Origin of the sequence: Paenibacillus sp. FSL L8-0158 (genome assembly GCF_038592965.1) — a bacterium.
Classification (GTDB): Bacteria; Bacillota; Bacilli; order Paenibacillales; family Paenibacillaceae; genus Paenibacillus; species Paenibacillus polymyxa_D.
In genome coordinates this window covers 274870-297114 of sequence record NZ_CP151949.1, presented here as the reverse complement: position 1 = coordinate 297114, position 22245 = coordinate 274870, and the positions used below count along the sequence as shown (strand labels likewise).

The 22245-nt window shown below is 44.0% G+C and carries 15 protein-coding genes and 1 pseudogene; 7 read left to right on the top strand and 9 right to left on the bottom strand.

What is annotated here, in order from left to right; translation table 11 throughout:
* Positions 1–65 precede the first annotated feature (65 nt).
* The 6 genes from NSQ68_RS01265 (at position 66) to NSQ68_RS01240 (ending at position 9127) form a co-directional block, all read left to right on the top strand.
* Positions 66–1544, top strand: coding sequence for a spore germination protein (locus NSQ68_RS01265; protein ID WP_342427721.1), 1479 nt, complete (start codon positions 66–68; stop codon positions 1542–1544).
* 4 nt (positions 1545–1548) lie between these two features.
* Positions 1549–2706, top strand: a complete 1158-nt coding sequence (locus tag NSQ68_RS01260; RefSeq protein ID WP_342427720.1) for a Ger(x)C family spore germination protein — start codon at positions 1549–1551, stop codon at positions 2704–2706.
* On the top strand, positions 2706–3824 hold the full coding sequence (locus NSQ68_RS01255; RefSeq protein ID WP_342427719.1) for a GerAB/ArcD/ProY family transporter: 1119 nt from the start codon (positions 2706–2708) through the stop codon (positions 3822–3824). Before NSQ68_RS01260 ends, NSQ68_RS01255 begins: the two co-directional genes overlap by 1 nt.
* 195 nt (positions 3825–4019) lie before the next feature.
* Positions 4020–5675 carry an SWIM zinc finger family protein gene (locus NSQ68_RS01250; protein WP_342427718.1) on the top strand — a complete coding sequence of 552 codons (1656 nt, stop codon included), beginning with the start codon at positions 4020–4022 and terminating at the stop codon, positions 5673–5675.
* Positions 5672–8635: a DEAD/DEAH box helicase gene (locus NSQ68_RS01245; RefSeq protein ID WP_342427717.1), complete on the top strand. Its 2964-nt coding sequence runs from the start codon at positions 5672–5674 to the stop codon at positions 8633–8635. The genes NSQ68_RS01250 and NSQ68_RS01245 overlap by 4 nt, the downstream gene beginning before the upstream one ends.
* 147 nt (positions 8636–8782) lie before the next feature.
* A complete protein-coding gene (locus NSQ68_RS01240; protein WP_307353742.1) occupies positions 8783–9127 on the top strand; it encodes a hypothetical protein in 345 nt (114 codons plus the stop codon).
* Positions 9128–9216: 89 nt separating this feature from the next.
* On the opposite strand, the gene NSQ68_RS01235 is transcribed toward NSQ68_RS01240, so the two are convergent.
* Complete coding sequence (locus NSQ68_RS01235) at positions 9217–11310, bottom strand: family 16 glycoside hydrolase (RefSeq protein WP_342427716.1); 2094 nt, start codon at positions 11308–11310, stop codon at positions 9217–9219.
* Positions 11311–11681: 371 nt separating this feature from the next.
* Here NSQ68_RS01235 and NSQ68_RS01230 point away from each other — a divergent pair.
* A pseudogene (locus NSQ68_RS01230) lies at positions 11682–11828 on the top strand (ClbS/DfsB family four-helix bundle protein); the annotation flags it as partial.
* Positions 11829–11987: 159 nt separating this feature from the next.
* Here the strand turns inward: NSQ68_RS01230 and NSQ68_RS01225 are convergent.
* The 8 genes from NSQ68_RS01225 to NSQ68_RS01190 all read right to left on the bottom strand — a co-directional run bounded on the left by NSQ68_RS01225 (position 11988) and on the right by NSQ68_RS01190 (position 22180).
* Complete coding sequence (locus NSQ68_RS01225; RefSeq protein WP_342427715.1) at positions 11988–12611, bottom strand: IS3 family transposase; 624 nt, start codon at positions 12609–12611, stop codon at positions 11988–11990.
* Positions 12560–12829: a hypothetical protein gene (locus tag NSQ68_RS01220; protein WP_342427714.1), complete on the bottom strand. Its 270-nt coding sequence runs from the start codon at positions 12827–12829 to the stop codon at positions 12560–12562. Before NSQ68_RS01220 ends, NSQ68_RS01225 begins: the two co-directional genes overlap by 52 nt.
* A gap of 169 nt (positions 12830–12998) precedes the next feature.
* Positions 12999–13256, bottom strand: a complete 258-nt coding sequence (locus NSQ68_RS01215; RefSeq protein WP_342427713.1) for a hypothetical protein — start codon at positions 13254–13256, stop codon at positions 12999–13001.
* 13 nt (positions 13257–13269) lie between these two features.
* Positions 13270–13755 (bottom strand): hypothetical protein, encoded by a 486-nt coding sequence (locus NSQ68_RS01210; RefSeq protein WP_342427712.1) that lies wholly within the window; start codon positions 13753–13755, stop codon positions 13270–13272.
* A 49-nt stretch (positions 13756–13804) separates the two neighbouring features.
* Complete coding sequence (locus NSQ68_RS01205) at positions 13805–15223, bottom strand: TIGR02679 domain-containing protein (protein ID WP_342427711.1); 1419 nt, start codon at positions 15221–15223, stop codon at positions 13805–13807.
* Between the two features lie 37 nt (positions 15224–15260).
* Complete coding sequence (locus NSQ68_RS01200) at positions 15261–19364, bottom strand: TIGR02680 family protein (protein ID WP_342427710.1); 4104 nt, start codon at positions 19362–19364, stop codon at positions 15261–15263.
* Positions 19365–19376: 12 nt separating this feature from the next.
* Positions 19377–20606 (bottom strand): TIGR02678 family protein, encoded by a 1230-nt coding sequence (locus tag NSQ68_RS01195; RefSeq protein WP_342427709.1) that lies wholly within the window; start codon positions 20604–20606, stop codon positions 19377–19379.
* 32 nt (positions 20607–20638) lie between these two features.
* Positions 20639–22180, bottom strand: coding sequence for a TIGR02677 family protein (locus tag NSQ68_RS01190; protein WP_342427708.1), 1542 nt, complete (start codon positions 22178–22180; stop codon positions 20639–20641).
* Positions 22181–22245 lie beyond the last annotated feature (65 nt).

Here is a 22245-nt window from a genome sequence, read left to right as displayed (position 1 = left end):
ATTCCATGAATATTTATTACCATTTTACACATATTACATGCATATCTTTTGAAGGAGGACGAGTCATGGCAAGATCACTCGAGGCGAAATTGGACCATCTACAAAAGACCCTGGGTCATCTTCCTGATGTCGTCTTCAAGAAAATGAATGTGGGCCAAACGGGGATTCATGTAATTATGATCTATCTCTCCGGTATTGCGGATACGAGCATCATTAACGAACAAATCGTCAAGCCGCTCATTTTAACTGGAATCCGTGAAAGCCACTCCCAAGTTAATCCTGAGAAAATAAAGGAGGAGCTGATACAGCAGACAGCATTTACGATCGATATGGAAGAAGAGACAGACCTTGAGACGTGTGTACACGAAGTGTTATCGGGAAATACCTGTCTGCTGATCGAAGGAACCGATGATGTTTTTTTTGCTTCTACGGGCCAGTTTCCGTCGCGAAGTGTCGATGAACCAAGCACCGAAACTTTGGTTAGAGGACCGAGAGAAGGTTTTATTGAAGATTTGGAAAGCAACCTGGCAATGGTAAGGCGGCATATCAAAGATCTAAGTTTCAAAATAGATAAAATGACCATAGGAAGAAGATCTTCACGGAAGTTAGCGATTTTGTACATATCAGATATCGCAAATCCGGAGCTAGTTCAGGAAGTTAAACGAAGAGTCGAAACGATTGATGTGGACGATGCTTCCGATACCGGGATTATTGAGCAATGGATTGAGGAACATTCATGGTCTCCATTCCCACAGATTCAAGCCTCTGAACGCTCGGATAAAGCTATAAATGCTTTAATGTCCGGAAGAGTTGTCATTATGCTTGATGGCACTCCTTTTGTCCTGATTGCTCCCATGACCTTCTGGATGCTGGCTCAATCCCCAGAGGATTATTACGAGCGTTTTCCTTTAGGAACATTTTTCCGCATGCTTCGTTTAATGGCTCTGTTCATTGCAACATTCCTGCCTTCGCTGTACGTTGCACTTATTTCTTTCCATCCCGGATTAATCCCGCCTGAGCTGGTGATGTCTATCGTTGCCTCAAGGGAAGGAATTCCCTTTCCCGTTTTTGTGGAAGCTCTAATTATGGAGTTATCATTGGAAATACTGCGCGAGGCAAGTCTGCGGCTACCTAAAGGCATAGGACAAGTCATCGGTATTGTAGGCGGTCTTGTTATTGGACAAGCCGCTGTCGAGGCGGCGATCGTAAGTGCTTTTCTGATTATTGTCGTTGGTCTTACTGCCATTGCGTCCTTTGCAAGCCCGCAGTACAGCGGCAGTATTGGAATCCGGCTTCTTCGTTTCCCCATTATGGTGATCGCAGGAATTTATGGGCTGTATGGAGTAATTTTAGCCTTTATTTGTTTAGGCGTACACATGGTCCAGATCAAAAGCTTTGGAGTTCCTTACATGTCGCCTCTAGCCCCAGTTCGACTAAGAGATCAACAGGATACTTTGGTTCGGGTTCCTTTTAAATATCTCAAAAAGCGTCCTATGATGCTAAAGACACAGGACGAAATACAATCTAACAGAAAAAGGAAGTAAACCTATGCTCTCTTACATCTTTCTGTTTCGTCGAACCCTATGGGCGCAAAAATGCTTTGCTGCATGGATTGCATGTGCTGCTCTCCTCACCGGTTGTTGGGATAGCAGAGAGATCGATAACTTGAGTATTATTCAAGGCGTCGCCATTGATACGGATCAGCAGGATATGCTGGAACTTACCTACCAGCACTTAATAGCGCAGAAATCCAGAAAAAATATGTATAGCAACGTAACAACCTTTAACAAAGATTCAATCCAGTCTGCTTCCAGGGAACAGGCCAAGCAGGTAGCCCGTGCTCCTTTATATAGTTTTATTCGCTTGATTTTGATTAGTGACCAAGCTATACAAAAAACAAGAATCGACCAATTGTTAGATACGTTTACTCGCTCCTATAAACCGAGTCGAAAATCACTTGTTATGATCGTAAAAGGAAATGCGAAAGAAGCGCTCAATAAGATTGGCAAACATAAAGAGATACCTTCCATTGATCTTGAAGCATTGGCTAAAAATAGTGACTTCAACTCAAAAATACCTTATAGAATAACATTAGGGGAAATGTCTACACATATCTCACAAGGAGCTGACTTCCTCATTCAATGCCTAGAAAGCAATGACGGCAACCACTTCTCAGGAGCAGCTCTGGTCAGCGGCAAAACGAAGAAATTTGCTTATTGGCTGGACGAAGAGAATGTTATCGGGATCAACTGGATGCTGGGAAAAACGAAGGGTTCCATTATTAAAGTTGAGGACCCAAAGACGAAACAACACATGGTGTTTGAAGTTGAGGATGCCCATAGTAAACTTATTCCCCACCTCAATGGACAGGATCTCTCATTCACGGTTCGTATCAAAACAGATGTCAAACTAAACGAAAACTCGGTTATTTCTGTAGACTTCCTGAAGGAATCATTCATCCGAACCGCCAAAGAAGCGGCGCAAGATGAAATCAAACAGACCATATCCCAATCGCTAAACACACTTCAGAAAGAAATGAGATCAGATGTAGTCGGTTTTGGAACAAAAGTAAAAGTGAACTATCCCGCTTACTGGGATCGGGTAAAGGAAAATTGGCAAGATACATTCAGTCAAATACCAATCGACGTTCAGGCTGAAGTACAGATTGAACGAACAGGTGCTTATACAAAAGGAGAGGGAGAGTAATGTCCAACATACCTTCCATAAAACAGGAAAAAATATCCACAATTCAAGCCTTACTTACAGTCACTTCGACCGTGTACGCTGTGGGAATTGTCAGTTTGCCAAGAACCATCGCGGAAAAGACACAAACGCCCGACGTGTGGCAGGGACTTTTGCTGGCAAGTCTGCTTGGGGTAGGCATTGTTTTTATCCATGTTAAACTGTGCCGGAGATTTCCAGGGAAGACGTTCTATGAGCTCAATCCTGTGATTGCGGGTAAATTCATCGGCCTGCTCATCAATATTGCATTTATTGCACATTGCACGATGGTCTGCTCCTTTGTATGTAGAATGATGGCGGAATTCCTCAAAGGTCTTGCACTGGAGAGAACCCCAATAAGTATGATCCTCTTACCGTTTCTTCTGCTTATTGGGTATTTGACCTGGGGCGGTCTCCATGCAATGGTTCGATTAATCGAGCTTTTTTTTCCTTTAACCTTTATTGTTTTTTTATTGTTGGTCGTTCTTAATGTCAACCATTTTAATCTTGATAATTTGCGCCCTGTTTTCCATAAAGGATGGCGACCGATCTTTGAATCACTTAAAGTTATACCTTTCTCTACAATGGGTTTTGAATCCATCCTTATACTAACTAATGTGATGACCCACCCACAAAAAGCATGGAAGGCTGGGTCGATTGGCTACTCGATTGCAATGGGTTTATATATTTTAATGGTAACGATGGTTGTCGGCTGTATGTCAGTTGAGGAAGTTTCCCGACTGCAATGGCCAGTCGTTTCTTTTGCACAGCAAATTGAATTCCCCGGCGCGTTCCTGGAACGATTTGAAATATTATTTATCATTTTGTGGACGATCAAAATTTTTATGACCGCCTCAAACTATTATTTCTATATTGTAACGGGGATCAGCCAGCTCACCCAAAAGTGGAACGGGTATATCTGTTATCTCCCGTTAATTATATTATTTTGCCTGAGCATGTATCCCCAAAATTTTGTTGAAATAGGTAACTACGATAAAATATTAGGTTATTTTGGAATTGCTGTATGCGCGGTAGTACCCTTGGTGCTTCTAGTTATCTCTATGGTCTTCCATCGAACAGAGAATCCGGATGGGAAACAATAGAGAATGCCTCCCCATTCTTGCTGATGACTCAAGCCTTCTTACGCCACAGCGTAAGAGGGCTTTTTACTGTATCTGGCGGTTATACTTCGAGAATTTTCCAACTGCTCCCTCCACTCAATTTATATTCGTGAACTGATATAATGGAAGAGTTAAGCTATACCAGATCAACTATTCTCTCTTAGGAGACTAATGCATATGAAACCAACCTATCTTATGGATGATATACAGTGGCAACAGCTTATTCAAAACGTGGCTGACCATTTTAATGACGTGACGATCAAACGAGGTTTCCAGTATTTTAAGCAAGGAAAGGTAAAAGAATTCGTAATGCCTGATGCCGACCATATTGCAGCTGTCGTGGATGGAAGCGAGCTATACGAGGTGGATCTCCACTTGAGCGCTTTTGCTGCCAGCAGATGTACATGCCCTGTCCACACCAACTGCAAGCATATGATCGCCGTACTACTGAATTACGCCAATGAACAGGAACGTTCCGTACATGCTTTAGTGAACGCACATTCGGTGGGATTCACTCGATTGGCGACAAAAGCTGATACGCGTACCACACCTCCTTCCCGGTCGAATTTTTCACCGGATCACAAGGAAACAACACGAAACGCTCTCAGTCAAACTGCAAGCCAAATACCGGACATACCCATTTCAGAGTGGCATAATCTGTTCGATCAGTGTATCGCCCTTAACCATGTAAACACACAAAATTCCCAATTTGTCCAAAGCGCTTTAGCCTCGATCTATGCTGTGAAGCCGCCGCTTTCACCCGGCATGCAACAGCTATACGGACTGCATGCTCATCTGCGTGTGCTGGAAAAGCTGGTACCTCAGTCTCCCATGCCGGGCTATCCCTCTCATACCTATATGGGGTATTACACGCAAATCGCCGCCGATGAGCTTAAAGAAGCGATCGATCGTGATTTTGAGAGTCCACTGGAGCTGACCGATGAACCGATGCAAGAAGCCCGCATGGCAGAAACCTTAGCCTATTTACGCCAAAAAATGCTGACAGAATCGCGTAACGGTACTTATTTTTCAGACGCGTATTATCAGATTTGGCTGTACTGGGTGCATCCCGCAAGACAGGACTCCAGTATATATACGGAGGAATTACAGCATTTGCAGGCGGCTGAGGAGGATCTCGGCACAACTTTGGCACGGCTTCCGTGGATGTTGGCTCGCAGCTGGATGCATATTTTCCAATCGCACGATAATGAGGCTTGGGCATTGCTTGAGGAGGCGGAACGAGTTTTCCCACTAAAAATCTCTTCCAGTCAATTGCTTTTGTTCTTACAGGCGTTGCGGAAAGCCGAGGATTGGGCACGTCTCAAGGACGGATTGCGACATATTGGCCCCCTGCTTCACAGTCATCGGGATGACCATTTACAGGATTATATGCATAATTGGGATCTGGTTTTGCAGCACCTTCCAGAAGCGGAGCAGGACATGTGGGACACGCTGGTGGGTATGCTTCCATTTGCCGGGGGGATGTATGAAGAGGCACTACTTGCTCACGAGAAATGGCGGTCATGGATCGACTATCAGCTGAGCATACGCAGTGAACCTTTGAGTTTTCGAGTGAACGTGTTACAGCCCATTGAAAAGAACGCGCCTGATTTACTACTCCCCTTTTACCATCAAGCGGTAGAACGCTATGTGCTAGAAAAAAACAGAGCCAGCTATAAAGCAGCAGTCAAGTTGTTAAAGCGGCTGTTCAAGCTGTACAAGAAACTGAAGCAAGAATCACGCTGGGAGCTGTTCTTTACGACCTTCACCAGCCGTCATAGCCGCCTGCGGGCGCTACAGGAGGAATTGCGGAAAGGGAAATTGTTATCATGAGCCAATATACTGAAACGATTACGGTGCATATCCAATTAACTACCTATGGGGACGCGCTAATCTATGGTGATTCCTCCATGAACTATAGCATTTCCGGTCAAATTCTGAAGCAGCGTTTGTTTGCTTGGCATGAGGCTTCGTTTTATGGCACCGAGCTGGAGATTCAGCATGTTCAAGACACGGATATTATTCTGCTGCCTTCGGAGCAGGTGATTCCTTTTCTAGCAGAGTGTGAGCTCCTGAAGCATATCGAATGGATCTGGGACGAGGCCAATGCCCCGTGGCTTCGGCTGATCCCTTTACTTGCTCACTGTATTGAAGCGAAAGCCTATGTGCCCAGCTTCACGGCGTTCCAGACAGGGAAGCTGCAATGGAAGTGGGATGCGGAAGCACTGGAAAACATCCAACCGGCAGAGCTTGCATTGCTCGACCGCTTGGAGAAGGACGAGCAGGAAGGGCTGATAGCGGCGTTCTCGGCTGCCGTATTTCAACGCTGGTACGGCACCGAAGCGGAAGCCGCCGATTTGCGAAGAGAATATCCGATTCTCTTCGCCCCCAACCGCCCGGCCGCAGCGGGTCTAGACGCGCAGGCCTGGCTCATCGCCATCGGCTGGAAAGCCGATACCGCGCCATTTCGGCCGCTTCTGCAACTGCTGGAGCCAGAGCTGGAGGACGACGAGCCGTCCTGGCAGCTCAAGCTTGTGTTGCAGGACAAGCAAGACCCGGCGTTGCTGGTGTCTGTACAGCTCGCCGATGATGGGTACGCATCCGGCTCATGGCCCGATGCCTGGACAGCACATATCCGTGAGCGCTCAGTCGGATGGCTGGAACGCTTGACCTCTATTTTGCCAGCCGGGCAGCGTGCCGGAAGCCGCGATGATGTACTGAATCGCCCGCTCTCCGACGAAGCGGCGTGGCAATTCCTGACGACCGACAGCCAGCGTCTGCTGGAAAGCGGCTGGCAGGTACTGCTCCCGGCTTGGTGGGAGGCAGCCACCCGCAAGAAGCCAAAGCTGCGGGCCAAGGTACGCCCGGGCGAAGGGGCGGGAGAGCGCACGAAGGGCAGCTCGCTGTTCGGACTGGACTCGATTGTCCAGTTCGATTGGCGTGTGGCCATTGGCGATGCCGATCTGAGCGAGTCGGAATTCGCCGAGCTAGTCGCTCGCAACGAGCGCTTGGTGCGCTTCCGCGGGCAATGGATCGCGCTCGACCCCGCGCTGCTGGCGCAGATCCGCCGGGCTATGGCCGGGATCGACAGCGCTCAGGGATTGTCCTTTCAGGACATCCTGCAGCTGCACCTGCTCGGCAACGCCGACGATCCTGAAGGCGACGCCTCGGGTGAGCAGCCGGAGGATGCGGCACGCTTCCGACTGGAAGTCGAGCTGAACGCCCATCTGCTGAAGCTGATCAGCCAGCTCGGGCGGCAGTCGGAATGGCCTGCATTGGACGTGCCGGATGGGCTGCAAGCCGAGCTGCGGACGTATCAGCGGGACGGGTATGCTTGGCTTGCCTTTTTACGACGCTTTGGATTGGGTGCGTGCCTGGCCGATGACATGGGACTCGGTAAAACGGTGCAGTTTATTACTTATTTACTGCACCTACAGGAAATTGCCGCTGAGACGGGTGTCCGCTCCAGTTCGCTGCTGATTTGCCCGACGTCGGTGCTGGGCAACTGGCAGAAGGAGCTCAGCCGCTTCGCTCCTTCATTAAGGGTCATGCTGCACTATGGAAGCAAGCGGGAGCAGGGAGACTTGTTCCGCGAAGAAGTCGAGCAGGCCGATGTCATCCTGACCTCCTTCGCTACGGCAACCCTGGATCAAGAGCTGCTGCAAAGCATGACCTGGGATTCGGTCTGTCTGGATGAAGCGCAAAACATTAAAAATGCGCAAACCAAGCAATCCACAGCCGTGCGCAGCTTTCCTGCACGTCATCGGATTGCGTTGACCGGGACACCTATTGAAAATCGCTTGTCCGAGCTATGGTCCATATATGATTTTATCAATCCAGGTTATCTGGGTAGCTCACGCGCCTTTAGCAATCGTTTTATGAATGCTATTGAGAAGGAACATAACGAGCAGCGTACGTTAGATTTGCAAAAGCTGGTTCAGCCTTTCATGCTGCGGCGCAAGAAGAAGGACCCTGCTATACAGCTTGATTTGCCTGACAAGAATGAGATGAAAACCTACATTCATCTGACCTCTGAGCAGGGCGCGCTCTATGACCAGATTGTCAAAGAGTTGATGGAACGGATGCAGAAGCTGGAAGGGATTGAGCGGAAAGGAGCCATTTTATCCGCCCTGACCCAGTTGAAGCAGCTTTGTGACCACCCTGCCCTCTTAACCAAGGAGGCGTTCCCGGAGGCAGCGGCTTCCGGCCATAGTCCGTCCGATCTTGAGACGGTCATTAGCCGTTCATCCAAGCTGGAGCGCATTCTGGCTATGGTCAAGGAACTGCGGGAGGAGGGCGAGCGCTGCCTTATTTTTACACAGTATATTGGTATGGGTCAGATGCTCCAACGAGTACTCGCTCAGGAGCTGCAAGAGCCTGTGCTCTATCTGAACGGTAGCACGTCCAAAACGGCGCGTGACCGAATGATTGATCAATTCCAATCTCACACGCTCCCCCCTGCCGAGCAGCCATCCGTGTTTATTTTGTCGCTCAAAGCCGGAGGGGTGGGCCTGAATCTGACGGCCGCCAACCACGTCTTTCACTTTGATCGCTGGTGGAATCCGGCTGTTGAAAATCAGGCCACAGACCGAGCTTATCGGATGGGACAAACGAAGGATGTACAGGTGCACAAGTTTATCTCGCTCGGCACGCTGGAGGAACGCATTGACGAAATGCTGGAGAGCAAGCAGCAGCTTAGTGACCAAATCATAACCAGTACCGAGGGCTGGATTACTGAGCTGTCTACAGACGCGTTAAAAGACCTCTTTACGCTACGACGCGATTGGGCCTAAGGAGGTCCAAAATCGAACTTTAATGTACATGGAGTGCCATTTCGAGTTTGATGTCTGCCTATTTATAAGAAGTCATAGTTTATAACACAGTCCAAAACTCCTTTGTGTGCATTTACTATCTCATCACAACAAAGGAGTTGATTTGAAGTGGCCATTCGTCCTCCACAAACATTGAAATCTACGGGCAGAAAGGTTCCTGTTACGAGATATCGCAATGTGAGCCCAACACAAACCCTGCGCCGATTTACGGTCATCTGGGCTAACAATGATGGTGTGCCTTTTAACACGTCTGGGTTTTTTGCAACACTTCGGCGTCTAGATGGAAGCTTTGTGCAAGCTGCTGGCTTCGACCGCTTTGGTACTGCCCGATTTAGCAGAGTTCGCACACCTACGAACCAACCTTATGTCCTGCGTACTTTTAGAGATGATGGAGTATTATTCCGCGTTAGATCCGTACCTGCTGGCGTATCCTCGTTTGTCGTTATTGGTTAAGTTCGTACCGAACACAGCCTTAACGTGGGTACCAAAAAAGCAACCAGAAACAGAGCATATCTGTCCTGGCTGCTTTTTTATATGCCTACCTATTCGGAATCTTCTTCCACTATTGCATCTTTCGTAGCGGCTGTATTGTACACCGTTTTGAGCCAGTTTTCACTCGACCAGTTCAGCTTGCCTGCACCCGCTCCATCCTTGGCCTGTAATTGAGCAACCAGGTTAGCAGGGTCTTCGGCAGTATAGCTGTATGGCAACGTTGTAAACCCATTCCAAGAGAAGCTCTTGGCCTTCGCAGGATAAGGAGCTAACGGGCTATTCGCAGCTTCACTGCCTCCTCTGAATACGGTACCGTTGTCGGAAAAGATAACGTCTTCGGCTTTGATTTTACCTGTGTAATCCGCTTTGTTAGGATCTTTTTGATTATTACGCACTGGAGAAAACACATCAATTAAATACGATTTTTCTAGCAACACCGCGCCGTTCTCTGTTGAAATTGCACCATTACCCACGACATCAAAATGGTATCCTTTTGCGGCAATTGCTTTTGCCATGTCAGAAGTAATTCTTTTTTTGGCTCTGGCCAATCCGGCATCATCCATAACGATGTTATATGCATGAGCATTACCACCACGCAAGCGTGGCATACGGTCCTGAATATCCAGATAGTAATTATGATGCAGCGTCACTTCCAAATCCGCATTTTCACCTGCCATTTCCGTGGCACCAACCAGATGCGCTTTCTTTTGTCCTGCTGCAATATCAATGATATCTTCTTTACTCATGCCTACTGCACTGCTTCTCAGATAAGCGTACATAGGATAGGAAGACTTATCTGCTTCCATCGCGTTGACTTGTTGGGTTACCCAGCTATTGGAGCTGCGGTCATCTCCTTTGAACAAAGACCAGGAAATCGTAACTCCGTTACTCCCTTTTTTCACATCTACCAAGCCATCATAGGCTTTGTTAAATGTACAATGGTCAATCCATACCTTGGAGCTAGCACCTTCGACAGTAATATAGTCCCAATCATTCTTGTCATAGTTCCCTTTGGTTGCTTCATCCCATTCCCAAAGTTCGTCAAATTCGAGGTTACGGAAAATCAAATTAGAGCTTCGTTTGATGACAAAACCGGCATGTTTGATTTTCGCACCGTTGGCCGAGAAAATCGTAACTCCATTCATATTCTCGATATAGACTTTGCTCACACCCGTCTTTTTCAGAACAGGATGCGTCTGTACAGGATTGTTGGCACTAAAAGGCATTGCTTTGGCAGCACTAGGAATTTCATTCCAACCGAGATCAAGATCGTTCATAATCTCAATCACTTTGACCTTGCTGCCTTTCTTCAGTGCTTCGTTGAGATCTACGGCGTTGTAAACCTTTTTGTAGTTGGCATCTGTATCGGCAATGCTGCCACCACCTGTATTACCATACGAAAAGCCCGTCAAATTGTAGTTGTTTTTGGAGGCTACATTAGGATCGACTCCAGGAGTCGGTTTTTCTGTGCCTGGGGTTGGGTTCACAGGCGGTGTGCCTGGATCTACCTCAGAAGAAACACCGGACACAATCACATTATCGAATTGGGCAGCTGCTTTGGAGGTTACCAAACCAATGGCTCCAGCAGTGAGGCTGGTGTCTGTAGCGGACAGCTCCAGTTGATCATTGACATACATTTTGATTTCCGAACCGGATAGTTCCAGCTTGACTCTGTACCATGTATTCGTGTCCAGTTTGTATTTTTTATTGGTAGCCAGTGTCTTCATAGAGCCTTTGACTTTTTTTCGAATTTCAAGAGCTCCGTCTTTCTTGTTGTACAGCGATGCTGCATAGAAGTTGTTGGAATCTGTGTATCTACCTGCAACGTAGACTCGATTGGAGCCATTAAAATCATTTACATATACATCTGCTTGCACGCTATAGTTCGTCCATGAGGTATTACCTTTAACGGAATGGCTTTCGCTTCGACTAGATTGTTGGTATGTAGAACCATTCCCATCCTTGACTACAGACCAGTTCCCCGAACCTGCGGTCAAGCCTTGAGCTTCTCCTTGTTCAAAATCATCACTTATCTGTAAATTCCCATCCGCATGTGCATGACCTAGCAACGGTAATGATAAAGACAGTACCAACGTACTGCTTAACATTACACTTGCACATTTTCTTAGCAAACTCGATTTCATATAACAATCCCCTTCTTCATTAGATTCAGATACTAAAGCAATGGTTGCACCGTTCATCGGACATGACCTGCCCTAACGGTATATAACGTACTGATGTGGGAATCATATCCCAACACCAATAAGGGCCCTTAAGCGCTATACTCCAATAATTATAGACATTTAAATATATATTAAAATATGTCTAAATACTTATCTTTTGTCTTAATTTTTCAATTAATTTTGCATCCTGTTTCGTGAACACACCAATTTTGTTTCATAAAATCACAAAAAACGATATTTTTTTATTTTTGAATAAGACATACAGTTGTCATATTGGGAATGGTACATATAAAGGGGTGAGTATCATCCATATCATTTAAAGGAGCGATGAGATGTCCAGCTACGACTACGCTTCCAAATCGGAGTTAAAGGAAGCCATTCATGCCTCCTACTTACGATTTGACGGTGAGTTCCAGGAGATCGACGAGAGCCAAAAAGATATTCGTATCACCGAAGTAGATAAAACACCCGCGGAAATGGGGACGGGACTGACCCCCTTTGTGAGAAAGGGATCAAAACACCTTGCAAGTTTAAGCAGCCAGTCGTTGTACACATGAGATCTTCGAGGTAGAACGTTTCAGACTTTAGTGTGGAATGGATGGGGGCATGATCAGCGGGCGTTCCTTTACGGGACATGCTCATGGTAATGCCTTTTCTTTTACTGCAGCTTGGTAAGCCTGTGACGTATATACGCTTCCCTGGTCGCTATGGAGCAGCATGCTTGTCCGTTTTGGAAGTTGATTCAGCGTATCCAAAACCAAGGACGTATCTTGCTTGTCCGCTATACTGTAAGCCACAATCTCCCCGTTGTACAGATCTAGAATACTGGAGAAGTACACCATCTTTCCGCCAAACGGTAAATAGGTGATGTCCGTGACGAGCTTTTGCAGGGGCGCTTCTGTATGGAATTGCCGCTTGAGCAGATGTTCTGCTGGATGAGCGGGCTGCCCAGTGGCCTTTCGCTTCTTCATCCTCACGCGGCACTGTAGCCCCTCACGCTGCATAATCCACTGAACTCGTTTGTGATTGATTCTTTGCTCTGCCCGAAGGAGTGCGGTGATTTTTCGGTAACCATACCGAAATTTATGATGGATGCATAGCTGCCGGATCTTCTCCACCGTAGCATCTGTACGCTCTGTCTCCACGGCTGCTTTCCAGCGGTAGTAGGTAGCTCTTGCGATCCCGAGCCATGCACAAGCCTCAGACACCGTCACTTCTTCTCGAATGGACTCGACCCAGGCAATGACGACTTGAGGTTCCACCTCCTTTCTAGTTCCTTGTACTTTTTTAGCAGGTCCAGTTGCTGCTTCAGGAACCGTTCTCCTGCTTTTACTTTTTCGAGCTCCGAAGAGTGTTCCGGACCTTTTCCGTAGCTGTATTGTTTACCCAAAGGCTGCTCCAGACGATGCACTTCGCCTTTTCGATACCATCTCATCCATGTTTTTAGCTGTGTCTTATTCCGTATTCCCAACTGCTCCATAACTCTCTTACCGGAACTCTTGCTAATCTCATTTCAATAGCTTTCATCTTTAATTTCTAAGGTAACTCACTCTCGTTACCAACGTAAAAACACCTCCAAGGTTATCTCCATATCTTACGACATGGCTCGATTCTCTTGAAGGTGTTTTGATTTGTCTCACGTTATGGGGTCAGTCCCCAGTCTCTGTTTCATTCATAAGGTCTTTAAATATTTTATTGGAATTCTGAATTCGTCGATCATATTCCGCTTGTCCAAGCTCTTGAATCAAATTTATACGAACTTTCTTCATGTCGTGGTCTATCTCTTCTCGAGCTTCTTTAGGGGCAGGTACAATCATAGTACCCTCAAGTTCTCTCATAGAATATGCACTTATACCCTTGTTCACAGTTCTTATACCTAGAGCTTTATTACGAGCGAGTCTGGACATGATTATCATCTCCTTATTTATAGTATAACCCAATAAGGCGATATGCATCAATGTCGTTAAGGTACATACGGGAACCTAAATTTTTAGCATTGAATCTGTCTGCATAATAACTGTAGAGCCTTGTCTTAGGTGTAAATGCAACAAAACCATCTTTTCCTGCTTCAAAGCTTTTTAAACAAGCAGCTCCTAGTAAAACATCTGTTACATTAATAAATTGTCTTTCAGGATTGTTAAATCGGTTATGTGGTGAGCTTTCCAATAAATCAATATACACATGATCCTCCGCCACTCGATATGCAATAGCTCCCTGCAAGCTTCTGTCACCGATGATACTTAATTTATAAGCACTTGATTCTCCCTCTTCTTGAAGATAGCGTTCCCAATGAAATCCTTGCTCCCATCCTAAGCGATGCAGATTCTTGGATTCATCCACATTCATTGGAGTAACTTCAGATGCGAACATTTCTCCCTTTATATGCTTCAACTGCCAAGCAGGCATACCCTCAGCACCTATCAGATTAAATTTATTAGCTATTCAATAATCGGTTTCAAACCCTAACAGCTTCATGGATCACTTCAATGAAGTCCTCACGTAATTCCTTACCAAATAATTCTTGATATACTTTTTTAACTCCAAATTTCACCATTTCCTGTTCTAAGGCATTGTTGGATTGTCCTAAGTTTTTTAAATCTTCATTGGATAAAGCTACACTTCGCGTAGAGATATATTTGCGGTAAATGGACACATCCATCCTCCAGGCATGAAACTGTACTGTAAATTGTCCCTCTATCCCATGCATCATCTGCAAACCGTGCCAATCCAGATCGCCCGAATAATAAATAACGCAATCAGGGTTGGAAGCTAGACACTTGTCTATAAATAATTTAGAAGCAGTTCTTGCTTGTCCAATGGTGCAAATAAGAGCCGGAAAACTCTTTGGGAGTTGCTCTAAGGAGAATCCGTTTTTATTCAGGAAGTGAATAGTCTCATCTGCCAGATGAGAGATCGCAGAGGGATTTTCAACAATGTATAATGCCGAATACCTCGGTAAATGCTCCATTTCCTCTATTTCTCGCAAGTTCAGTGTACGAGGGGAAGTACCTTTGATTAAGTTTGGTACAAAAACGTGAGATATAGAGCTAAGATCGTCGTCCTTGACACCGAAATCCCTATACACTTGACGCTCTAGTAAATATTCAGGAACCACCGTACGATCACTCTCTAGCGTATCATTTGCAAGTACCCTTCGCATATCTATATCATATAGGGCATGCCATAATAGTCTTCCAAGTGACCATTTTTTATCAAAGGCATGTGAATCCTGAGTCACATGTGCAGCGAATGCAGGTAAAGTAATTTTCTCAGTGGATACCCCCCTTTCTACAAACATTTCTTTCTTCTTAATAAGTAAATGCCATAGAGCGCTTAAACAAATAAGCAGATCAGAGTAAGCATTTTCTCCTTTATTGAAGGTACTCCTCAATACTCCATAACCCTTAGCGTCTCCCGCCTGTAACCTACTGAACCAGTTAAAAGTCTTCTGATTAAATGTTTGGATCTCCGCTTCAGAAATATTAAATTCACGTTTAAAATCCTGCCTCACTTTTGTAAAAAGATCCATCCAGGCTGTTAATTTCAATTCTTTTTGTTCGTGTCTCGTCAATAGCTGTTTACCATATAAGACATCATATAAATCTGGTATTGTTAGCTTATAACCTCGTTCCAATTCCTCAGCAAAAATCTTTAAATGAACTTCAACTTCTGAACCAGGACGAATTAATCGTCGTGTGCGATAGCCAAAATAGTCTTGCAATCTCTCTGCTTCAGCCACCGTTTTTACAATGATCCGAGCGTTCCCTTTCACACCATTAAGACCTTGATATTTATTGAAAACAGTGGTCAATAAGTTCTCAAAGCTAGGATCGGCATAATATTGCTTGGCTGTTTTCCGATTAGCAAGTTCCATAACACACCTCTATGCTGCATATAGATATAGATTTAGTTCAGTCCATGAGTATCTTACTTTCACCATCCCACCGATAATGGAACAATGTAACGATATCCGTATCTTTGGGTCTGTGTATTTCATATATCGCCAGATTAGGCACCGTATCGTAACAGCCCCATAGAACTTGAGAAGTCATTATATAATCAAAGCCCATGTCAGTCAGTAAATGAAACATATCTCTCATATTAGCGTCATCCACGCCTGCGAACGCTTCATCCAACGAGATAATTCTAGGTGCGTCTGTATCAGCATCACTGTATCTGGAATAAGAAGCGACAAACAAAGGAATATACATAGCCATGGCTTTCTCGCCACCACTTAGTACATTAAATTTACGATCCGTCAGTTCCGTATAATTAGTTCGATCTCCTTTTAAATGCTCCAGTTTGAATTGAAACCAGCTTCGGTAATCGAGTTGTGAGTAAATGTACTTACGTAGTACCTCATCTTCTTTCTGAGCTTCCTCTTTTGCCTGAGATATCTTTGTCCGAAAATGAGTAATAACCTGTTCAATCTGCTCATCGTCCATACGGTTGGCGTCTAACATCAATAAATCCACCAAATCCGTTGTGTCCAATTCATTATCACTAATACGTTCGCGAGGTTCCCATTTCAACGAGAGCTTTAACCCACTGGAAGTATTTCTTTGCTTCATTAACTGATCCATTTCATCCACCCAACTTCGGGCTCGATGGATTCTATTACGGATTGCCTTTCCTACGCTTCCGATAATGATCTCCTCATACAAATTACGATCTTTGGCTGTAAGTAGAATCTGCTGTTCCTCAATTTGTTGAGTTAACTCCTGTAACACCGCCGTTGGAGTCATCGGGTTCATACGATCTCTTTTGGAAAGAAGAATGATTCGACTTGAGTTAACCCCCCCATGATCCATCTCTAATACATAGTCTTGTAAATTTGTTTTCCCTTTCTGAAACTCCTGCGTCAAGTCATTAACCATTCGCTCTCGATTTAGATTTGTGAAGAGATTCGCATATTCCTTTGTAATCTGTTCGCAGCATTTCACAATTTCTAATATAGAAGTTTCAGCTTCTATCTGGCCAATAAATGTTTTCCAGATAGGTAATAGCGCTAAGTTTATTTCCATTTTCCAGAGGGCTATTACATCATCCAATTCACTTTGAATATACTTCAATTTTTCTTCTTCATTTTTAAGGGTTGTACTTACCTCGCCTAAAATCTTGTATTTTTGCTCTTTATCATTCTGTAATTGAATAACATTGTGTTTAATTGTATCTTTTTCTTCTTTATACTTAGTAATTCGTTCATGAATTTCTTGGATTCCCATGCTTTTGACTAGTTTCTTGAGTAAATCTACTTGAGCTGTCATCCTTACTCTCTGATCTTCTCGATCCCTTACATCCATTTGATCTTCCTCAACGAGAATGAGCAATTCGGCTTGTTGTTCCTCCTGATTATTCTTCAATCGCAGTGTACTACGGTGCTGCTCCCAGTAAGAGTAAAGGTCAGATATGCGGCTTTGATAAGCAGAACTAAGTTCAATCGCCTCAGTTATTTGATGCTCTTTTTTCAATAAGGACCACTCTGCGGTTTGTTCAGTTAACCTTAACTGTAGCTCTCTCCAGTCTGAAACCTTTTCTTTATAACGCTCTTCCACTTTCTGCTCTTGAATCATGAATTGTTCCAGCCGAAATGTTATTTTCATCAGGCTTTCCAATTGCTTCTGAAGCTCAAGATCCTGAGGAAAAGCTTCGAATTCAATATCCATTTCCTGCTGATGTTGTGTCAATAACTCAAGTTGCTGGCTGATGACTTGAAGTTGTTCATTTGTATACTGTATTTCTGCTTGCAACTTCGCCATCTCTAACTCTTTTGTGCGTAAGCGATTTGCTTCTCCGATAAATTCAGAACGTGATTTGGAACTATTCTTGCCAGAGATAGGTCCCAGGTTAAATTCTCCCGTTTCAGCAATGAAGGCACCTGCCGTTTCAATACGAGTTATGGATTGCTCTATTTGCTGGTTCCACCCTATCGAATCTAACGCACTTGTAATATCCTCCGCTGACAGCCCACTCTTCTCCGTAGGTGTTGCATACAGTACAGAACTTAGCGTTGTCCCCTTTATCCGATTTACAGGTTGAAACCACACTTCTTCATTGTGCTCCTGGTCTAGTACACCAACCTGACCACCTGGTAAAATCCATGCATCTAACAGACCCGCTTGATCCAATGTTTCTTCCAATTGCGCTTGCTGTATGTCTGTTAAATTTTCATTAAACTCACACACCGTATAGAGTGGTGCCCCTCTCCCTGTTCCTCTCTGTTTGCGGGCGGAGTCTCTATTGTCAGTCCTTCTGGGCTCTGGTTCTCTAGTCGATCTCCACTGATTAAGTTCCTGTTCAAGTCTAGTTGTCTCGGCTTGTACAGAAAGTCTTTCCTGATTTAATTGAACTTTTTGCTGCATAATTGCTTCTTTCTTTTGTTCATAAGCTTGTACAGCGGGCTGACGTACGGGTTCATATTGACGGTTATGAGTAGTGAGCGAAGTTAAAGCACGCAAACTTTCTCGCAATTGCTCTCCTTGCGCAGGGATGTGCTTCAACTCTTGATACCAGCGAACCAACAGTTCTCTCATTTCTTCTTTTGTTGACTCCACATGCTCAGCCTGTTTTGCTTGCTCACCTTCGGCCTGGTGCCGTTCCTTGTGGACTTCTCCAAGCTGAATTTCCATTTCTTTGGCGGCTCTCGAAGCCTCCCCTTCTTCTCTCGCTGTTTGTTGCGCCAAAGCCAGTTTTTTCTTATGAGCTTCAAGGTCTTGCAACCAGCTTTTATGCCAGCGATCTTCCTCAGGAATGGCACGGTTCCACAGTCCATGATAAATATCGTGCTCGTGAAATTCGATGATACGTGCTATATCCTCCAATTCACTGATCGTTTCATCCTGTTCGTTGACAATCCGGTTTAAAGAGTTGTTTAATTGTAAAATCTCCTTCTTTAGACGTTCCAGCTTATTCTCATTGGTTTTAAGGCGGTGTGCAAGGCTCTGAAGCTGCTTGTGTACCTCCTTCAACTGTTCTTCGACAAGTTCCAATTCCCGTAGCTTGCCCATTGCTTCACCTTGGTTTAAAATTTCCAACTCCATCTCCACAATTCCAAGGCGCTGATGGTAATCGTCTAGTTGGCGTACAACCCTCTGACGATCTTCTTCTAATTGCTTTAATTCCGCTTGAATATGTTCAACTTGATTATTATTCTTGTTATACGCCTTCCATTTTTGAATCACATCAGCGGATGCTTGTTGTAAGAGGAACTGATTATAGCTGTTATAACTTTTTTCAATCCGACTGATCTCCTCTAGATGTAACTGTAACTCATCCAGCCGATCTGTTATTTGGTCCATTTCCTCAAGAACGTCAGATAACGAACTCAGATCTTCTTCCATAAGCGGAGGTAATGAATTATTTAAAATTTCATATATAGATGAAGGTTTGAAATCTTTAGATAATTTTGGACTACGTAGCTCCAACAGCAATTTTAATAAATCTTTATAAGATTCTATCTCTCTAAACCCGAATAGTGCTTTATTCACCATTTCTTGATAGGCACCCTGTCCCTGAACCACTTGTCCACCGGATGCTATTTGCTCTTCTAAAGATTTACGGTTAAGGGGAACCTTTTTGCCTTCTTCTAACCATAAATTGTAATCATACAGATAAAAATCTTCACCAATTCTTCTGTTATCTTCAAGCAAAAAACCCCAGAAACCAATCTGTGTAACACCACGCCGGGCTCTAAGTCCAATCCCAATCGTTTTATATATTTTTTTGGCAGGATGATAGAATTCAAGCCAAAGATAGCCGGTCCGATCTGTATGCCCCTCGTTGCCATCTCCCAGTAGATAATATTCAAGACGACGATCACGTGATCCAAAGGGATCCAGACGTTGGGGGCGCTTATCTCCATCTAACACGAGTGGAATCAAACTTTGCATCGTGACCGATTTACCTGAACCGTTCGTTCCACGTAAAATTAATCTACCTTCCTCAAAGTGAAACTCTTCTTCATCGTAGTACCAAAAATTAAAAATTCCTGCTCTGCTCATATGCCAGCGATCCATACCATACCCTCCCTAATCAACCTGCTCTGTTAATCCATACTTAATTTCCCATCTTCCCCCAGCCCCACTTAGCACAAAAAACATATGATCTTCCCAGTGTCCGAATCCCCACTCTTCCAAATGATTACATAGTGCTTCAGCAAGTACAGCAGAATCCATATTTTTATGTTCATTCGTCCAAAACTCTCCATGTTCCGCTTTTAAATGAATCAATATACGCTCTATTTCATGCTTAGTGAGTCTCACAAGTCCGTCTAGCTCTACCTGCATCTTTGTAACTGGATCTATGACCATACTTCGGATTTCCCCACATACAAGCATGGCTAAGTCTGACAAAGCAGATTGTGTTGGAAAGGTCTCTGATTCAGAAGTTACATGCGGCTCGAAAAAAATAATGCCTTCACGATACTGGCTTCCTTCCCATCCAAACATTATCTTCAATTGGCTCACTAATTCCTTCGATTCTTTGCGAAGATAGGATATATCACCCTGCCACTGATGATTCAATAAGATGGGTTCCAGTAAAAATCGACGATATAGATTGTGTTTCTGTTGCAAAGCTTTCTCTTTCGTATCTAATCCATAAATTATAGTATCCTTTAAATCTTCCATATTTGTAAAACTAGAAAGCTCCACGGGGAAATTCCGCAAAATGTAACGTGAATAAGGGGTACACTCATATAAAACATCATGATGTGCAGTATCATTCACCCAGTTTGATTCTTCTCCGTCAACAGCCTGAACGATTTTCAAGCTCTTCAGTTTTTTCAACGCTCTAGCCATTGATAACCGATGATAATAATTGAGCCAATCCACTTCCATCTCTTGTTCGACCATATGCTGCCTAATCTCAATAACTAACTGGGTAAGTAAGAATTGTTCGTTTTCTGTTTTATTTTCCAAATACCAGAGGCTATATGTGAACAGAGCATAATCAAGTGGTTTACTAAATTCTGAAAAACCCATCCAAGGAAAAGCAACAGCAGGTACTTTCTCCAACTTAATAAAATGGCGATTCATAATGATTGTGTAGCCTGTATAATTCGTAAACCAGTCTCTCAACTCGAAATATTGTTCTTTAATCCAGTAATAGAGCTCCTCATCCTCATGCTTATCAATCCACGAACGATTTAATAAAGCATTCATACAAATTTGTTTTCTTTCTTCGATTTCATTCGGACCCGTACGGCTCACTCGATGTCTTCTGACACTATTGATCTTACCTACTTTTATTTTCTCCACCTATATATCCTCCATAGTGGTTATTATGTCGACTACTGTTGTGCACTCAACCAGGCAACTTGACCTTCCCATGCCTTATGATTCATAACTGTAAAAACAAAATTATGGTTTAGCAGTTCAAGTGTGCCATCCACACAACGTAAAAGAGTACGGTTATTCCCCAATGGCGTGTTCATCTCAATCTGGACGCCTTCGGAGGTCTGAATAGAAGAAGTAGAAGAAGCGTTACAACGGCTAATCCAATCTAGCAACTGCAATCGGGTAATAGAGCTAATAGGACCCAGTTCTGCAATATTGATGGTTCTAACGGTCACCATCTGAATTAGAAATTGTAGTTCTTGCTTCTGTTTAATTAGGAATGCCTCTCTAAATTGTTTTTTTAGCTTGCTGTTATCAGTAGCAGCATCTGAGTCCTGCCGTTCATTCTTTTTCCTGCTGCGGGAACGAATCGTCCTTGATATTGATGTTTCTTGCCACATTGACATTTCTTTGCTATCGGATCCCCTTATATCTTCACCCTGCAAATGACGGCTTTGGAATAAACCAAATGCATAAGCAGCTAGTTTGTGGGAAGTATTCAATTCATTGATGTTATAAAACCATTTTCCTAAATGATCCAAGTCTTTTTTTCTACTAATGCTGGATCGTTTTTTTTCCTGAATTCGTACTGCACTCTTTACGACCTTTACAATGGCTTCCTTTGTTGCCCGCTCCAATAACACGGAATCACTAATGGATTCCTCATCGCCCAGAAACCACCTATTTAAACTGCTCCATTTATCTTGAAGTTCACTTAAATATTCTTCTTTTGAAATCGACTGTTCCAATTTAGGAATTAACCATTCATCTTCCATAACCGCTGAGAAGAAAATATCTCTTACTCCTGTTGTTATACGATGCAATCTACCTTCAATTTTGTAAGAACGCCGCTGCAACGCTTGTATGAAGTCCTGTAAATAATGAGTAATGGAATCCTTATACAACAAAAAAGTATCCGTAGCCATCAATTCTTCCGCCATCCCCGTTTGCAGACTTGCTATATAATCCACAGATGTCTCATGTAACGTTTGGAAGACATTGATTAACGTTTTCCAATACTCCAATGCCTCTCCAGGCTCATATATACCTGCATTACCACTGACTTTATTTAAGGTATCTGCAATCTTGTCAAAAAGAGTGGGTTCCAATGAACCACCGTAGCCCCGGATTGATTCCAAGCTTTCAAGCATCCGTTCAATTTCAATTGAATAGGGAGTTAGCAGATAACGGAATTTTTTGCGTAGATATTCTTCAACAGTTACTACACGTTCTCCTCCATCGTGCTGGGCGGTTAAATTACCCCATTCCACCAATTGATTGAGGTCAATCTGACATTGCTCTAGTGTGTAATTCTTATGCAGTTTCCATTTCATTAGCTCTTCATAAATAAACTCAGGCTTGAGCCAGTAATTCAACTTCTGATACTGCTGATAAATAAGACGCATGATGGCACGATAACGGGTAACATTATCTGCATTCACATACTTTAATTCTGGGACGCCACGTAGCGACTGTAAGTCAGGATTTTTCCTCACAGCAACCTCCTTACTCTGTAAAAGAATGAAGTTGATAAGTTATTTTCTCTTTTTTTATGGGCTTA

Coding starts and splice junctions, on each gene's coding strand:
- NSQ68_RS01220 (WP_342427714.1), bottom strand. CDS start 12,829: ATGGAGCAGTTGGGAATACGGAATAAGACACAGCTAAAAACATGGATG.
- NSQ68_RS01265 (WP_342427721.1), top strand. CDS start 66: ATGGCAAGATCACTCGAGGCGAAATTGGACCATCTACAAAAGACCCTG.
- NSQ68_RS01200 (WP_342427710.1), bottom strand. CDS start 19,364: ATGGATCGCTGGCATATGAGCAGAGCAGGAATTTTTAATTTTTGGTAC.
- NSQ68_RS01245 (WP_342427717.1), top strand. CDS start 5,672: ATGAGCCAATATACTGAAACGATTACGGTGCATATCCAATTAACTACC.
- NSQ68_RS01205 (WP_342427711.1), bottom strand. CDS start 15,223: ATGGAACTTGCTAATCGGAAAACAGCCAAGCAATATTATGCCGATCCT.
- NSQ68_RS01210 (WP_342427712.1), bottom strand. CDS start 13,755: ATGCCTGCTTGGCAGTTGAAGCATATAAAGGGAGAAATGTTCGCATCT.
- NSQ68_RS01255 (WP_342427719.1), top strand. CDS start 2,706: ATGTCCAACATACCTTCCATAAAACAGGAAAAAATATCCACAATTCAA.
- NSQ68_RS01260 (WP_342427720.1), top strand. CDS start 1,549: ATGCTCTCTTACATCTTTCTGTTTCGTCGAACCCTATGGGCGCAAAAA.
- NSQ68_RS01215 (WP_342427713.1), bottom strand. CDS start 13,256: ATGTCCAGACTCGCTCGTAATAAAGCTCTAGGTATAAGAACTGTGAAC.
- NSQ68_RS01235 (WP_342427716.1), bottom strand. CDS start 11,310: ATGAAATCGAGTTTGCTAAGAAAATGTGCAAGTGTAATGTTAAGCAGT.
- NSQ68_RS01250 (WP_342427718.1), top strand. CDS start 4,020: ATGAAACCAACCTATCTTATGGATGATATACAGTGGCAACAGCTTATT.